Source organism: Terriglobia bacterium (genome assembly GCA_020072845.1).
Lineage (GTDB): Bacteria > Acidobacteriota > Terriglobia > Terriglobales > Acidobacteriaceae > JAIQGF01.
Window position 1 is genome coordinate 68,389 of sequence record JAIQGF010000011.1, and the last position, 15,509, is coordinate 83,897.

Annotated in this window: 11 protein-coding genes; 7 read left to right on the top strand and 4 right to left on the bottom strand. The window is 63.1% G+C overall.

Annotated features, from left to right (window positions below):
* Window positions 1-403 precede the first annotated feature (403 nt).
* Window positions 404-1,594: an alanine--glyoxylate aminotransferase family protein gene (locus tag LAN70_11810; GenBank protein MBZ5511838.1), complete on the top strand. Its 1,191-nt coding sequence runs from the start codon at window positions 404-406 to the stop codon at window positions 1,592-1,594.
* Window positions 1,595-1,735: 141 nt separating this feature from the next.
* Window positions 1,736-3,367, top strand: coding sequence for a phosphoglycerate dehydrogenase (serA, locus tag LAN70_11815; protein MBZ5511839.1), 1,632 nt, complete (start codon window positions 1,736-1,738; stop codon window positions 3,365-3,367).
* A 217-nt stretch (window positions 3,368-3,584) separates the two neighbouring features.
* On the opposite strand, the gene LAN70_11820 is transcribed toward serA, so the two are convergent.
* Window positions 3,585-4,694, bottom strand: a complete 1,110-nt coding sequence (locus LAN70_11820; GenBank protein MBZ5511840.1) for a site-2 protease family protein — start codon at window positions 4,692-4,694, stop codon at window positions 3,585-3,587.
* A gap of 170 nt (window positions 4,695-4,864) precedes the next feature.
* Between LAN70_11820 and rsmD the strand changes: the two genes are divergently transcribed.
* A complete protein-coding gene (gene rsmD, locus LAN70_11825) occupies window positions 4,865-5,434 on the top strand; it encodes a 16S rRNA (guanine(966)-N(2))-methyltransferase RsmD (GenBank protein MBZ5511841.1) in 570 nt (189 codons plus the stop codon).
* Between the two features lie 458 nt (window positions 5,435-5,892).
* On the opposite strand, the gene LAN70_11830 is transcribed toward rsmD, so the two are convergent.
* Entirely contained in the window at window positions 5,893-6,444 is a 552-nt protein-coding gene (locus LAN70_11830) for a hypothetical protein (GenBank protein MBZ5511842.1), read from the bottom strand.
* A 175-nt stretch (window positions 6,445-6,619) separates the two neighbouring features.
* Between LAN70_11830 and LAN70_11835 the strand changes: the two genes are divergently transcribed.
* The 3 genes from LAN70_11835 to LAN70_11845 all read left to right on the top strand — a co-directional run bounded on the left by LAN70_11835 (window position 6,620) and on the right by LAN70_11845 (window position 12,776).
* Window positions 6,620-8,641: a S9 family peptidase gene (locus tag LAN70_11835; protein ID MBZ5511843.1), complete on the top strand. Its 2,022-nt coding sequence runs from the start codon at window positions 6,620-6,622 to the stop codon at window positions 8,639-8,641.
* A 271-nt stretch (window positions 8,642-8,912) separates the two neighbouring features.
* A complete protein-coding gene (locus LAN70_11840) occupies window positions 8,913-10,787 on the top strand; it encodes a tetratricopeptide repeat protein (GenBank protein MBZ5511844.1) in 1,875 nt (624 codons plus the stop codon).
* Window positions 10,788-11,147: 360 nt separating this feature from the next.
* Window positions 11,148-12,776: a serine protease gene (locus tag LAN70_11845; protein MBZ5511845.1), complete on the top strand. Its 1,629-nt coding sequence runs from the start codon at window positions 11,148-11,150 to the stop codon at window positions 12,774-12,776.
* 112 nt (window positions 12,777-12,888) lie between these two features.
* Here LAN70_11845 and LAN70_11850 read toward each other — a convergent pair whose 3' ends face one another.
* Both LAN70_11850 and LAN70_11855 read right to left on the bottom strand, forming a co-directional pair.
* Window positions 12,889-14,349, bottom strand: coding sequence for a trimethylamine methyltransferase family protein (locus LAN70_11850; GenBank protein MBZ5511846.1), 1,461 nt, complete (start codon window positions 14,347-14,349; stop codon window positions 12,889-12,891).
* Window positions 14,340-14,990, bottom strand: a complete 651-nt coding sequence (locus LAN70_11855; GenBank protein MBZ5511847.1) for a corrinoid protein — start codon at window positions 14,988-14,990, stop codon at window positions 14,340-14,342. Before LAN70_11855 ends, LAN70_11850 begins: the two co-directional genes overlap by 10 nt.
* Window positions 14,991-15,276: 286 nt before the next feature.
* Between LAN70_11855 and LAN70_11860 the strand changes: the two genes are divergently transcribed.
* On the top strand, window positions 15,277-15,507 hold the full coding sequence (locus tag LAN70_11860) for a hypothetical protein (GenBank protein MBZ5511848.1): 231 nt from the start codon (window positions 15,277-15,279) through the stop codon (window positions 15,505-15,507).
* Window positions 15,508-15,509: the final 2 nt, after the last annotated feature.

Consider the following 15,509-nt stretch of genomic DNA (forward strand, 5'->3'; position numbering starts at 1 on the left):
ATCGTGCCGATCGAAAAATTTCCGCGCTACTCGGCCGAAATCGGTGTCGCCATCGCCCGAGCGCCCATTATAGTGGTGCGTGGGCTTGCGCCGGGGTCTTATGATTCGCGCCGTGCCGCCCGGGCGATGCGCCGGGAAAATTTCATCGCCGGCCAATCACCAGGACATCAGAGTCTGAGTGAGAACCCAATTTCGTAGACGGCGGTGGTCAAAGTGGGCCGAAAATCCAGCCGCAGAGCGGCGGGATTCGTTAGCCCAGCGCGGCAGCGCTGGGGATAGTGGAAGAAAATTGTCGAGCGCCAGCGGCGCGACACAGGTCTCACACAATCTCATCAGCTTCGAAGCGTAGCTCATCAGCAATCATCCGGCGGAATCATTCCGTCATTACACGAGGACGGCAATCATGTTACGCAAGAATCGGCTCTTCACTCCGGGGCCGACGCCTCTTCTGCCGGCCGCGCAGATGGCCATGGCGGCGGCCAACCTTCATCACCGGACCGCGGACTTTCGCGCGCTCTATACGCGCCTGCTGGCGGACCTGAAAACCTTTGTCGGCACGCACCATGACGTGGTGCTGATGGCGTCGTCGGGCAGCGGGGCGATGGAAGCCTCGGTGGCCAACCTGACTTCGCCCGGCGACAAGGTGCTGGTGCTGACCGCGGGAAAGTTTGGCGAGCGCTGGACCGAGCTGGCCAAGGCGTACGGCCTTGCCGCCGATGTTGTCAGCGCACCGTATGGCCAGACTTTCGCGCTCGATGCCGTGCGCGCGCGGCTCACGCCCGACACGCGCGCCGTCTACATGCAGGCGACGGAAAGCTCGACCGGCGTGCGTCACGACGTCGAAGGGGTGGCGGGTCTGGTGCGCGAGTCCGCTCACGACACGCTGCTGGTGGTGGACGCGATCACCGGCCTGGGCACCACCCGGTTCGACGTGGACGGGTGGGGCATTGACGTCATCATCGGCGGCTCGCAGAAGGCGGTGATGGTGCCGCCCGGACTGGCCTACTGCGCCGTGAGCCCGCGCGCGTGGTCGCGCATGGAAAACGCGAAATCCCCGCGCTATTACTTTGACCTGCGCAAGGAACGCAAGGCCGGCGCCAAGGGCGAGTCGGCGTTCACGCCGGCCATCGCGCTGGTGGCGGCGCTCGCCGCCGCCATGGATTACATCCGCGAAGCCGGCGCGGGCAATCTGGCCGCCGGACGTGACGCGCTGATCGCCAACGCCGCGCTCTGCGCCGAGATGACCCGGGCCGGAGCGCGTGCGCTGGGATTGAAGCTGTACGCGAGCGTGCCGTCCAACGCGCTGACCGCGATTGCGGCGCCGGACGGGCTTGACTCCGGCGTAATCGTCAAAGCGTTTCGCGACAACTTTGGCGCGGTGGTGGCCGCCGGCCAGGGCGATGTGATGAAGTCCGCCCTCTTTCGCATTGCCCACCTCGGGTACTACGATTATCTGGACACCATCGGCATCATCGCGGCGCTGGAGCAGGTGATGGCGCGCATTCGCCCGGTGGAATTTGGCACGGCAGTGGCGGCGGCGCAAACGGTGTACGCCGAGCGCTGCGGCGCAAAACCCGCAGCAAGCGCTGTGTAGGGCTTATTCTTGTGCGCGGCCCGAAACAGCCGTTAGTCGTTGGTCGTTAGTCGTTCGCAACTCCTTTCGGCCATCGACCATCGACCATCGACCATCGACCATCGACGACTAGCGCCATAACAGACCATAGCGGCAGGTGTTATGAAAATTGTTGTAGCGGAAAAAATCTCTTCTTCTGCCATCGATATCCTGCGCGAAGAAAAGCGCTGGAACATCGTCACTCCCGACCAGCTTGACGGCCGGCTGGCCAGTGAGATCGCCGATGCCGACGCGCTGATCGTGCGCTCCGCCGTGCAGGCGGACGCCGCCCTGTTGGAGCACGCGCAAAAGCTGCGGGTCATCGGGCGCGCGGGCGTGGGCGTGGACAATGTGGACCTGGAGGCCGCGACCCGCCTCGGCATCGCGGTCATGAACACGCCGGGCGCCAACGCCGTGGCGGTCGCCGAGCACACCATGACGATGGCGCTGGCCATGGCGCGCCACCTCTGCCGCGCCGACGCGCTGATGCACGCCGGCAAGTGGGAAAAGAAATCGCTGCAAGGCACGGAGCTGCGCGGCAAAACCCTCGGGATCGTTGGCCTGGGCCGCATCGGCATGGAGGTATCGCGCCGGGCTCGCGCCTTTGGGATGAAGCTGGTGGCGCACGATCCGTTCGTGTCGCCGGAAGTGGCGCGTCAGGCGGAGATCGAGCTGACCACGCTGGAAAAGGTTCTCGCCGCCGCCGATTACGTCACCTTGCACCTGGCGCTCACGCCGCAAAGCGCGGGCATGATCAACGCCGAGACCCTGCGCCTGATGAAAAAAGGCGCGCGGCTCATCAATTGCGCGCGCGGCGAACTGGTGGACGAAGCGGCTGTAGCGGCTGCCTTGTCGCATGGACATCTCGCCGGGGCGGCGCTCGACGTCTTTGCCGAAGAGCCGCTGAAGAATTCACCGCTGCTCACCGCCCCGAATGTGATTCTCACCCCGCATATCGGCGGTTCCACGCATGAAGCGCAGGAGGCGGTCGGAGTGCAGATCGCCGTCCAGGTACGCGAATTCCTGCGCCGCGGCGTGATGCAGAACGCGGTCAACGTTCCATCGGTTTCCGACGCAGAGTACGCCGAGCTGCGACCCTACATGACGCTGGCCGAGCGGCTCGGGGCGTTCATCGCGCAGGCGGCCGAGGGCGGGCTGGAGGAAATCGGGATGCAATTCAGCGGCCCCATCGCCGACGGAAAAACCAAACTGGTGCGCAACGCGGCGCTGGTCGGCGTGTTGAATTCCGTGCTCGCGGAAAAGGCCAACCTGGTGAACGCGTCGGCGATGGCGGAGGAGCGCGGCATCCGCGTGCGCGAAACCGCCAAGCCCAAGGTGTCGGGCGGAAGCGCGGGCAGCGTCATTACGGTCCATCTGAAGACCTCCCAGGACGAGCACGCGGTGAAGGGCACGGTGCTGCACGGCGTGTCGCCACGGCTGCTGTCGGTGGACGGAATTGATGTCGAGGCCCCGCTGGAGCGCAATCTGATTTACCTGCGCAACCGCGACGTGCCGGGCGTGATCGGAAAAATCGGGACCATCCTGGGCGAGGCGAAAATCAATATCGCCAACTTTTCACTCGGTCGCGCCGAGCAGGCAGCGCGCGCGGCCGCGGCGCCGGCCAGCGGTGGACATGGCTCCGGCGGCGAGGCGGTGTGCGTAGTGCACGTGGATTCGCGGGTGCCGGACGCGGTGCTGCACAAGCTGCGCGGCATCGCCGCCATCACCCTGGCGCGGGCCATCCGGCTGGGATAAGTCTTCAGGCCCCAGTCTTCAGTCTTCAGTCTTCAGGCTTCAGTCTTCAGTCTTCAGGCGTCAGACCGGCATTTCCTGACGACTGACGACTGAAGACTTTCCTAACGACTGAAGACTGACGACTGAAGACTTTCCTGACGACTGAAGACTTTCCTGACGACTTTCCTGACGACTGAAGACTGACGACTGAAGACTTTCCTGAAGACTTTCCTGACGACTATTCTGCCTGCTCTTGATCGTGCTTGAGGCGCTTGGTTTCGGCGAGCAGCGACATGCTGTGCATCAGGTTCTGCAGCGTGATGATCCCGACCAGGCGGCCGCTGTTCACCACCGGCAGCACGGTCACACCTTGCGACGTCAATTTGCGGAAGGCGGAGGCCAGCGTGTCGCCCGACTGGCAGACCGAGAAAACACGGTTCATCACCGACTGCACATAGCCGTTGCCGCTGGCGCGGAGGGCAGCGAGAACCTTCTGGCGCGAGATTACGCCCACCATGTCGCAGCCGCGAACCACCGGGAAATCGTCCTGCAGCGTGTGCACCGCCTTGTGCAGCGCGTCTTCCAGCGTGTCGGCGGGCGAGAGGGTGGAAAAGTCGGTGAGCATGACGTCTTCCAGCCGCACCTGCTCGAGCACGGACTGAAAAACGGCGGAGCGGTCTTCCAGTTGCGCGGCCACGAAAAGGAAAAATCCCACCAGCATCAGCCAGGTATTCCAGATGCCGCCCAGAATGAACGCCATGGCGAATCCCTGGCCGATCGACACCGCCCGGCGTGTGGCCCGCACCTGGTCCATGCGGCGGGCGAGCAGGGCGCGCACCATGCGGCCGCCATCGGCGGGATAGGCAGGCAGCAGATTAAACACCCCGAGAAAAATATTGATCCAGAACAAGCTGCGCGGCAGGTTGCCGGAATAGATGAAAGGCTGCTTCCACAGGGCGGCTTCCGGGGCGACGCTCAGCACCACTGCGGCCGAAAGGAACGCCATCAGCAGATTGATCAGCGGGCCGGCGAGGGCGATGCGCAGTTCGTGGTTGGTATCGAGCTTTTGCCGCGAGGGCTCCTGCAGCAGGTTGACGCCGCCGATCGGCAGCAGCACCACCGAACTCGCCGGCAGTCGCTGTTGCAAGGCGGCCAGCATATGCGCCAGCTCGTGCAGCAGCACCGACGCCAGCACCAGGCCGACCAGCGCCAGCCCGCGTCCTACGCCGGCGGCGCCCAGGCCGCTGGCTTCCGTCATCCACACGTACATCAGCAGAAAGACGAACGTCAGGTGGACGCGAACATCGATGCCGAAAACGCGACCCGCCGAAACCGACCAGCTCCTCATCAGTAGCACACCCGGAATCATTGTAAATGGTGGAAGGGAGTTGCTGGAGGTCTTTCGGTCATTCGGTCGATCGGTCTTTCGCTCGATCGGTCAATCGTCATTCGCTATTGCAATCCGGCGTCCCCTCCGGCTGATAGACCGACAGACCGATAGACCGATAGACTCGCAGGATGCGCGTCATCGCCGGACAATATCGCAGCCGCCCGCTGCGCTCGCTGCGCGGCATGGACATCCGGCCTACGTCGGATCGATTGCGCGAGACCTTGTTCAACGTGCTCACCGCCGGGCGTCCCCAGGCGCTGGCCGGAAGCGTGTGGCTCGACCTGTTCGCCGGAACCGGGGCGGTGGGAATCGAAGCGCTCAGCCGGGGCGCGCACGCGGTGCACTTTGTCGAGTCCTCGGCGCGCGCCGCCGCGGTCATCCGGGAAAACTTGCGCGCGCTCGGCATCGGCGGAGGATTTGAGATCCACGAGCGCGCGGTGCTGCGGGCGTTGCGTCTGCTCGACAGCCAGGCGGTCGAGCCCGACTACGTTTTCCTCGATCCACCTTATCGCAAGCAGGAAACGTACGCCGAGACGCTCCGGTTCCTTTCGCAATCGCGGCTGCTGCGCCCGGCGAGCACGGTGATCGCCGAACACGAAAAGAAATTCGATCCCGGCGAGCGCTTCGGAGCGCTCCAGCGCTACCGCCTGCTGCAACAGGGAGACGCGGCCCTGAGCTTTTACCGGCTGAGCGCGTGAGAAAGCAGTTGGTATTTGGTGGTTGGTAATTGGTAGTTGGTAATTGGCAGTTGGGAGGACTGGTTTCAAAAGTCATTCTTGGGACGGGCACGGCTTCATTAGGCTGCTGATAAACTCCAATTGAAGCTCGTTTTGAAAGGGCGCGGCGAAACCTGTCCCGGGCGGAGCCGAGGGAGCCGCGCCGCAGAAGCCCTTTATTATTGTCATTCCGAGGGACCTCAGAGTTTGTGTGAGAACCCCTTTCGGGAAGCGCAGTGGTCCAATCGCGCCCATAATCCAGCCGCGGAGCGGCGGAATTCGTTAGCCCAGCGCGGCAGCGCTGGGGAAAGTGGAACAGGATTATCGAGCGCCAGCGGCGCGGCACAGTTCTCACACACGCTCTTCAGCCCCGCGGAATCTCGGCTTTCTTCCATCCACGGAAGTTTGCGCGCGCGATGTTTCCTGCCACCGTCGTACCGCTACATCAACAACTCGTCGGTGCGGCGCACGATGGGATGCTGGCGCTCCGCCAGTTCGTTTTTCACCTGGTTCAGCCCGAAGACGCACTCCTCGAAGCGCGCCGAGAGTTTGGCGAACAGGGGCGCCGCTTTGGCGTACTCGAACCACTCGAACTTGGAGACGATGTAATAGCTCTCCTTGCCGGCGCGAATCAGGTCCACAAAATTTTCCAGCCGCTGGCGGCGCAGGCGCCGGCGATTGATCGCCTCCGGGAACATGCCGGTGAAAAACAGGGTGTAGTCGCCAATGTGCTTGCGCACGGCGCGCTCGCGGTCAAACGAGGGCGCTTCGCCGAATACCGGGTCGGCCTCCAGCAGCATGGTGCCCACATCGTCGAGCGGGCGCCCGCCGGCGTCGCGAATGCGGTGCAACTGCTCGATCTCGGTGAATTCGGTGAGCATGTTGGCGATGTACCCGCTCACCTGCGGATCGCGCAAGCCGATGGTGTGGTGAAAATGTTCGCTGACCAGCTCGAGAAAAAACTGCTGCAGTGGATGCGATTCGGGAATCAAGGTTCGGCCCTTCCCGGTGCCTGTTGCGGTAGATACCGCAATTAGCTCACAGACGCAAGTGACTTTTGGCACGCTCTCGGGTGACTCCGTTCCCCACGCGCTTTCTGGCAGCCAACCCCGTCGGGGAGTGCCAAAGAAGTTGTTCGCCGCGCCAGCTCTCCGGTAATCTTCACGGATGCAACGATGCTGGGGACGCTCGCTGGTTTTCCTCTTGTTCGCGGCCACATGGTGCGCCGCGGTACCGGCCGTGGCGCAGAAGAGCGCGGCTGACGCAGTCATGGACCAGGCTTTCGCGGTGCGGCGATTCCGCCAGGCGGCCATCTCGCCGGACGGCAAGCGCGTCGCCTGGGTGGAGTCGCTCAAAGCAGCGGACGGTACGCCGACCGCCGACGCGGCCATCTACGTCGCGCCCCTGAGCGATCCGGCGGCCCGAAAACGGATCACTGCGGCCGCCGGCGCACCGCACCGCGAGCACGACATTGCGTGGTCGCCCGATGGCAGCGAACTGGCGTTTCTTTCCGATGCAGAAAGCTCCGGGCAATTGCAGCTTTGGGTTGCCGGCGTCACCTCCGGTTTGGCGCGCCAGTTGACGCACTTCGCCGGGTATCTGGCCGATCCCCAGTGGTCGCCGGACGGAAAGACGCTGGCGTTCTTGTTGATCGAGAACGCGCCGCGGGCGGCCGGGCCGCTGGTGGCGATGGAGCCGGCGGTCGGCGTCATCGAGGAAACGGCTCACGAACAGCGGCTGGCCACGGTGAGCGTGGCGGGCGGCGCGGCGCAACTAATATCGCCTCCCGATATGTACATCTACGAGTACGACTGGTCGCCCGACGGCAAGACTTTCGCGGCGACGGCGGCGCGCGGCTCCGGCGATAACAACTGGTGGATCGCCCAGCTCTACACCCTGCCGGCGTCGGGCGGCGAGATGAAATCCATCCTCCAGCCGCCGCTGCAGATCAACCTGCCGCGCTGGTCGCCGGACGGCCGCAGCATCGCCTACATCGGCGGATTGATGAGCGACTTCGGTTCGATCGGCGGCGACGTCTACACCGTCCCCGCCGGTGGCGGCGCGCCGCGCAATCTGACTGCGGGCATGAAGGCGTCCGCGTCGTGGATCGCGTGGCTGGCGTCGGGAAAAATTCTTGCGGTGGAAATCGCCGACGGGCAATCCGCCATCGCCACCGTGGATCCCGCCAGCGGCGCGGCCAACACGTTGTGGACGGCGGCGGAGTCGGTGCACGCCCAGGGATGGAGCCTGGCGGCGTCGGTGGCGCGCGATGGAACCACTTCGGCGGTAATCCGCAGCTCGTTCGCGCATCCCTACGAAGTGTGGGCCGGGCCCCTGGGCGCGTGGAAGCAGGTGACCAACGCCAACCAGTCGCTCCATCCCATGTGGGGTGAGGCCCGGAGCCTGCACTGGTCAAGCGACGGCATGCGCGTGCAGGGCTGGCTGCTCTATCCGCGCAATTTCGACCGCGCCCGCAAGTACCCGCTGGTCGTGGTGGCGCACGGCGGGCCCGCCAGCGCCTGCCTGCCCACTTGGCCGGGTTGGCCGTTTGAAGCGCCGCTGGCCAGCCAGGGCTACTTCGTGCTCTGCCCGAATCCGCGCGGCAGCTACGGTCAGGGCGAAGCCTTCACCCAGGGCAACGTGAAGGATTTCGGCTACGGCGATTTTCGCGACATCATGGCCGGCGCCGATGAGGTTCTGAAGCAAGCCCCGGTGGACCCCGAGCGCATGGGCCTGACCGGTTGGAGCTACGGCGGCTACATGACCATGTGGGGGGTAACGCAGACGCACCGGTTTCGTGCCGCGGTGGCTGCCGCCGGGCTGTCCAACTGGCTGAGTTACTACGGCGAGAATGACATTGACCAGTGGATGATCCCCTACTTCGGCGCCTCCGTGTACGACGATCCCAAGGTCTATGAGCGGAGCGCGCCTATCACTTTCGTCAAGCAGGCAAAAACCCCGACGCTGGTGGTGGTGGGCGAGCGCGATGGCGAGTGTCCGGCGCCGCAATCGTTCGAGTTCTGGCACGCGTTGAAGACGTTCGGAGTGCCCACCGAACTGGTGGTCTATCCCGGCGAGGGCCACATATTCAGCCGGCCCGAACACCAGCGCGATGTGGTGCGCCGCATGCTGGACTGGTTCGCCAAGTACATGCCGGAGGAGAAGTCAGAACTAAGAAGTCAGAAGTAAGAACTAAGAAGTCTGTCAGACGAGCGGTTACCTACCCTTCGAAAAGCGCCCTTCGGCTTCGCTCAGGACAGGCTCCGGCCGGGGCACCCACATTAGGGTAACGACGGAAACCGTGGTCCACCCGCCTCAGCAATGTCCAACTTACGTGCCGTTGCTGCACGCCGCCCCGGCCGCACCTTAAGAGTCATGAGCGCAGTTACTTTTGTACTGTTGGCGTGGGTTTCACGGTAGGTATCTTCTGAAAGAACACTCCTTTTGTGGGAAACCGGCGATGCCAGTTGCGATCGGACAACAAAGCGAGACACTCCGACAAGGCACATCGGGTACCAGTTTGCCGTCTGGATTGCCGCGGCTCAACCTCGTGGTTGTCGGGCTTGCGGTTGTACTTGCCATCACCGCCGCTTACTACAACAGCGTGAATAACGGCTTTCACCTGGATGATCAGTACGGCCTGATTCTCAACCCGTGGATCCGGAGCCTGCACAATATTCCGCGTTATTTTGTCGATCCGTTCACGTTGACCATACATAGTGCGAACGCCGATTACCGGCCGGTCCTGCAAGCGACCTACGCGTTGAATTATGCGATCTCGAAATACAAACCCTGGTCCTGGCACCTGCTGAACCTGCTGCTGCACGCGTGGGTTACCGTCAATGTGTTCGCCCTGGGGCGCATTCTTTTTGGCCGCACACGGATCCTGCCGCTGGCGTGGCTCAGCGAACCGGAAGGCGATGTTGTCGCCTGCGCCGCCAGCTTGCTGTTTGCGGTGCACCCCATCACCACCGGCATCGCCAATTACATGTGGGCACGCTCAAGCCTGCTGGTCGCCGCTTTTGCACTGCCGGCGACCGTGCTCTACTTGCGGGCATTGCGCGGCGGCTCCTCGTTCCAAGGTGTCCTGCCTCCGGCTTTGCTGTACGGCTTGGCACTGTTCACAAAGGTAGAGGCCATCAGCCTGCTCGGCGTGCTGTATCTGGCGGAACTCCTGTTCTGCCGGCAAGCGGAAAAAATGTCGCGGCAACAGCGCCGATACCAGAACCGCAAAGCGGAGGGAAACGGCGGCTGGTCCTTGCCCGCGTTACTACCAACGTCGTCTGGTTGGGCGCGTTTCGTCCCCTTGCTGGCGGTTTCGCTGGTCTACTTCGGCATCCGTTTCTTCGGCTTGCCTCGCTTTAATCTCTGGGGCGACGGAGGAGTGAGTACTCCGACCATGTATCTGCTGACCCAGTTCCGCGCGTGGTGGTATTACATCGGCGAGTTTTTCGCCCCGGTTTGGATGGTCGCTGATTATGGTTCCTATCCCCTGTCGACTTCCCTGCTGGATGCCCGGGTTCTATATGCCGTCAGCGGTTGGATCTGCGTGCTGGCGCTGTTGCTCTATGCTGCGCGGCGCGCGCCGGCAATTACTTTCCTCGGGCTGGCTTTTTTCGTGCACCTCTCGCCGCACTCGAGCTTCATTCCCTTGGCTGAAATGGTGAACGAACATCGCCCCTACCTGCCCTTGGCTGGAATTTTCCTGATGGCGGCGCTGGGCCTTTTCGTGCTCCTGCGCCAGCTCTCTGTTAAGCCGTGGGCGTTCGCCGTTGTGGTGTTTCTGTTCATGGTGCCGCTGGCAGGTCTCACCCATGCCCGCAACCAGGTTTGGGTGGATGAGATCACGTTGTGGGCTGACACCGTGGCGAAGAACCCTGAATCCGCTCGCGCCCAGATGAATTATGGCATTGAGCTGATGTCACGCGGCGAATACGAGAGCGCCGAACGACGATTCCGCGAGGCCGTTCGCCTGTCGCCCCTGTGGAATCTGGCGCATGTCAACTTGGCGATTGACCTTGCCGCGCGCGCTGACCTGGCGGGAGCGCGGCGGCACTACGACGAAGCGGTTCGTGTCGCTCCTGATGAGCCGAATGGCTATTACTGGCGCGGCTTGTTCCTCGCGCAGCAAGGAGACACGGCAGGAGCAATCGAGGACTTGAAGCGGGCGGTTGAGCGATCCACCGTGCCGAGCCGTGAGCTCCAGGCGTTGGCGGAAGTCCTGCTGCGCGCGGGACGCGTACAGGAAGCTGCCACCGCGATCCAGCGCGGCGCTGCGATCGACCCGCAAGGATTTCAGCCGCTTCGGCAACGGCTCGCGGCGATGGGAAAGTGACGCCCGCGGCTCTGGCAGCCGTTTCTGAGCAGAACTGCTTGCCAAACCACCCACGGTCGATGTCTGCCGCGGCAAGCCCACCGAACTTCAACTTCGTCATATGTGCAACTTTCTGCAACTATGCAAAATCGTGCATCTTGACAGCTTGTTACCGCAAGAGCAGAATCCGTGGCGCTCAGCGTAATGGATTTTCGATAACTACTCTTCCTTTGGTCGGCCGAACGAACCCAGACTGAACCTCCCCCCGACAGTTGGCTCAATCATGGGCCGAAAAAATCATTAGGCGGATTTTGAGAAAGCGCCTTTGCGGCGGCGGCTACAGCCATCCCACAAAGGTATCGCGGGTCCCGCGGAACGGTCGTGCGCGCCGAAGCCGCCGAAAGCCTGCGCAGCATCGCCATCCGCATCGGACTCCTTTCCTCTAGTACCACGGATACAGAGGAAGCTATGAATAACCGGCTCCTTTTCTCCTTAGCAACTATTCTTCTCAGTTGCCTGGCAGCGGCTTCCGATCGCAGTGTTGCCAAGATCGACGGTCTGCGGCTGCGTTTCGCAGCCCCTGCCGGGATTGCACTGGAGAAGACGAGTGGTTCAGCCTGGTGTTTATCCCCTGACTGCAGCGTACTGGTAACCAATCATCATGTAGCCGCCGGCCTCAGGCAGCGAACCAGAGTCAAAGGCGTGGGCATCGCCAGAAAGACTTCTGCTACCAGCAGTGCCGACGTTGACGCTACTACGCTGAATATCTGGTCGGGCAAGATCAAGCTGACCAGGGTCAGGGACCTGGCGATACTTGAGATGCGCCGCCCGCTGGCGGAGAAAGGCATGCACAGCACGCCGGTGTTTGGAGGCCGGCTAAAGCCTGGGGAAAAGATTGCGGCAGTCAGTTATCCCCGGGGTCGATTCCAGGTGGTCGCAGGAGAATTCACGGGCGAGTTCTCCGACGGCACGCTGCTGTTTACCCTTCACGAACCACTGGAGATGGGTAGTAGCGGGGGGCTGATACGCAATGCCGACCAGCAAGCGGTTGCGACCGTCGCCTTGGTAGCAGAGAAAGACCACCGCCTGGTGGTCGGCATACCGATGTGGTCGCTCGCCGACTTTGTGCGTAAAGCGAAGCCTTCACTGGCCAGCCTGTTCCCCGGCGATATGTACCGCCCATCTGTACTGGCAGAAGGGTCTCCCGAGCCAATACAGATCGACGAGAGCATCCGCATGCAGCTTGATATAACTGGGCAGAATCCTGAATTGCCGTTATCGCCTGCCACCAGCCTTGTCTGGCCAGTGTCTCCGCGCGAGGTTCCCCTGCTTCCCCGGACGCCAGAGGTCGAAGCACTGCGCTCCAGGGTTGAGGCAATGGCCGGTTCAATGAAGAACTTCGTGGCCCTGCAATCGTTGACCATGCAGGAAAAGAAAATAATCTGGGAGCATGAGATTCAGGTCGTGGGCGGCCAGCAGCGCTTCCGTTCACCCAACGGCGAAGTCACGGATCAGATACCATTGCCGTCCCACCCTGGTGTGGTCCCGGGTCAAGAATGGTATGGCCTCCTGGTTTCGCTGATGGACGCCAAGTTGCACATCCGCTATGCGGGAAGAACAACACTGGGTGACCGGCCGGTAGAACGCTTTGAGTTTTCAGCGACCGCCGACGAGAACCTTTGCCATCCTCGGGTATACGCAGCCAACGATGACCGGTTCTGGGACGGGAGCGTCTCCTGCTTCGGAGAGGTCCTGGCGTCCCTATCCGACTTTCGTTTGCTGCGGGTTACGCTGGAGATGCCGATGCCCCCAGCCTCCGGCTTCGAGCACATACGCTTAACGGTGGTATATGGACAGCTTCCAATGGGGACGGTACCAGCACACGAGCTTCTGGAAGCCCGGCTTGGCTCGGGGCAATTGCTGCATTCGGAAGCCAACTTCGTTAACTACCGCCTGTTCCAGGTCAATTCAACAATTCGCTGGAATACAAGCGCGCAGGATATCCGATGAATGCAGAAACCTGAACGGGTGCCGTGGAGATTGTGCCCTCTCTGCAGCCGGGAGCAGATAGAGGCCGGGGCGATTATCCACCTCGACGTCGGGGTCACGCCGCGTATGCGCCTCAACCTTCGATTCCGGGCAGCCGCGTCATTCCTGCTTTTCGGCCGTACACCTCAAACGCGGCACGGAGCTGCGATTCCCGTTCCCGGGCGGCGTCGGACCGTCGGTAGTTCGCCAGCAGTTGCGCCACCCGTTGCCGCGCGCGGGAGAACGTATCGCGCGGCTTGCCCTCCTCGTCGGCGCCCGGCGGATTCCGGTCGATGACCTCCGACGGCAGGTACTGCTCGCTGCGAAATAGCCGCCGTGTTTCCGGCAGCTTCAGGAATTCGCCTTTCGGCCCGGCGGCGGCGAACATCGCCAGCGCCAAGGTTTCGGTGCGTGCCTCGATGCCCCGCAACAAGCGTTGCACCGACCCAATTGCCTCGGCGTCCACCACCAGCTTCTCCGCGCTGTGACACGCCAGAAAATCCAGCATGCCCGCGCCGGAAATCATGTTGATGCCCGCCAGCGCACCCAGCGTGGCCGTCATCGCGCTCTCCATGCCCGCTTGCGCGTCCACCAGCTTGGCATCACTGGCCACCAGGTAGGCATGCGTCGGCAAACCAAAATGTTTGCCGATTTGCGCGCACGCCATGTCAATCATCACGGTTTCCACGGCGCCCATGGGCGTGGTCGCGGTGCGCATATCAACAATCGCCGGCGCGCCTCCCCAGACGATCGGCGCACCCGGGCAGGCAAGCTGGTGAATGCAGATGCCGCTGATGCATTCGGCCGCATGTTGCACCACCGCGCCCGCCAGCGTGACCGGCGCCGCCAAACCGGCCAGCGGCATGGAGACGATTTCCGCCGGCACGCCTGCCCGCGCCAACTCCACCAAATTTTGCGCGCCGAATTCCGACCAGTTCAGCGGCGGAGTCGGGCAGACATCGAACACGGCCCGCGGCCTTTTCCGCAGCGTCTCGCGGCTCCCGCCGTCAGCCGCCAGCAAATCCAGCATCGGCTGCACACCCGCGGCGCTGAACGCACCCGTGACCACCGGCTTGTCCGAGTACCACAGGACCACCAGCAGCCGGTACAGATCTCCAATGTCGCGTGCAACGTCGCTGCAGACCACCGCGGTCGATTGCGCCGCGTACTGCGGCAGCATCTCGGTGACCTGCACCAGGTGAGCCATGTCGGCCGCTTCCGCCGGCCGCGGACGCTGCGTCTCCGGGTCAAGCACGTTCAGACAAGACGAGCCGGGATCGAAGTGCACATCGTCGCCGCCGTAGTGCACCGCCGGACGGCCGGCACGATCGTAGAGGAAGAACTCCTTCGGGGCAGAAGCCAGCAACGACTCCGCGACCGGCCGCGGGATCCGCGCCGTCCCGTTCTCGACCTGCGCGCCGGCGCCGCGCAACATCTCGATGACCGCAGGCGTTTCCACGCGGATGCCGGTCTCGGCCAGCAGCTGAAACGCTTCGTCTGCGATGCGGCCGACGAACTCCCGGTCCAGCAGTTCGAGTTTCGGTCTCACCGGCATGCGCCCAGCTTGGCTGCCATGAAATCCCGCGCCAGCGTCACCGCTTCTGAGGCATTCTTGGCGTAACCGTCGGCGCCGATCTCGTCCGCCCATCGGCGTGTTACCGGCGCCCCGCCGACCATGATCTTCACCCGTGGCCGCAGTCCTTCGCGGTCGAGCGACTCCACCACATTTCTTTGCACGGTCATGGTGGTGGTCAGCAGGGCGGAAACGCCCACGATGTCGGCATCCACTTCGCGGATTTTGGCCGCGAAAGCTTCGGTCGCAACGCTGACTCCGAGATCGTGCACCTGGAATCCGGCCGCCGACAGCATGATCGCCACCAGCGATTTCCCGATTTCGTGAATATCCCCTTTCACCGTGCCCAGCACCACCGTTCCGCGCGTCTTGCGCTCGCTGCCACGGCGCCGCATCTCCGGTTCCAGCACGGCCACCGCCGCCTTCATCGCTTCGCTCGCCGCCATCACGTCGGGAAGGTACATTTCGTGGCATCCGAATCGTTGCCCGACGTAATCCATGCCGGGCACGCAAGCCTGATCGAGCGCCTGCGCGGGCTCGATGCCTTGTTCCACGGCTCGACGCGCCACCTGGGCGGCATGGTCCGGCAGGCCGTCAATGATCGCTTGCCGCAGCTCTTCCAGAAGCTCCATTCGCCGCCTTACCCCGCGTCCGAAATCTCGCCCGCAACCTGCCGAACGTTCTTGGCGTGCAGCAGTTCCACGATTGCCCGGTACAGCCGCGCGCGCATATCAAAGCGTTCGTGCGCGCGCGTAATGTATCGCACCGTGATGTTCACGCCCAGGTTGGGCTGTGTCCCATCCGCCTAACCAGCTACCACCCACCACCTGCCGGCTACCCCGCTTCCCTCTCCCCTGAAACAGCTATTTACTTTTTCGCCGCAAAATAAGACCATATTAGAATCCGGTCATGTTTGGGAAGCAGTCTATAGCCGTGTTGGTGCGGTTCCTCGTCGTCGTGCTGTTCTTGAGCGCGGCCGTGAGCTTGGGCGCGCGCGGGCGTGCGCGCGGGTACCAGGCAGGCGGTGGCGCTCATCATGCGCAGCCGAAACTACGCGCCAAGCAGCCAAAAGACAAGCAGAAGAGGCCCACGCCTCCGCCCGAAACCAAACCCGACCCCCTGACCGCAGTGGCCCGCTAGAC